We start from the raw sequence: 670 nt of genomic DNA on the forward strand, positions 1-670 counted from the left end.
CGTAGGAGGCCAGCGAGCCGATCAGGCCGATGTTGGGGCCTTCCGGGGTCTCGATCGGGCACATCCGGCCGTAGTGGGACGGGTGCACGTCACGGACCTCGAAGCCGGCCCGCTCACGGGACAGACCACCGGGGCCCAGCGCCGACAGCCGCCGCTTGTGGGTCAGCCCGGCCAGCGGGTTGGTCTGGTCCATGAACTGCGACAGCTGCGAGGTGCCGAAGAACTCCTTGATCGAGGCCACCACCGGGCGGATGTTGATCAGGGTCTGCGGCGTGATCGCCTCGACGTCCTGGGTGGTCATCCGCTCACGGACGACGCGCTCCATGCGGGCCAGACCCAGGCGGACCTGGTTCTGGATCAGCTCGCCAACGTTGCGCAGCCGACGGTTGCCGAAGTGGTCGATGTCGTCGACCTCTACGATCACGGTGTCGATCGGCGCGTCCTGAGACGCGGGCATCGACTCCTCGCCCGCGTGGAGGCGGACGATGTATTCGATCGTGGCGACGATGTCTTCCTCGGTCAGCGTGCCCTGGCCGATCTCGCTGCCCACCCCGAGCTTCTTGTTGATCTTGTAGCGGCCGACCTTGGCCAGGTCGTAGCGCTTGGGGTTGAAGTACAGGTTCTCCAGCAGGGTCTGCGCCGACTCCTTGGTCGGCGGCTCACCCGGACG

General features: G+C 66.9%; 1 protein-coding gene. It reads right to left on the bottom strand.

The genetic code is table 11. The features are described 5' to 3' along the window. A partial coding sequence (locus tag KME77_RS17640) for an RNA polymerDNA-directed RNA polymerase subunit B (RefSeq protein WP_504739333.1) occupies positions 1 to 670 on the bottom strand: 670 nt, incomplete at both ends.

The organism is Nonomuraea rhizosphaerae, assembly GCF_019396405.1.
In the GTDB taxonomy this organism is placed as follows: Bacteria; Actinomycetota; Actinomycetes; order Streptosporangiales; family Streptosporangiaceae; genus Nonomuraea; species Nonomuraea rhizosphaerae.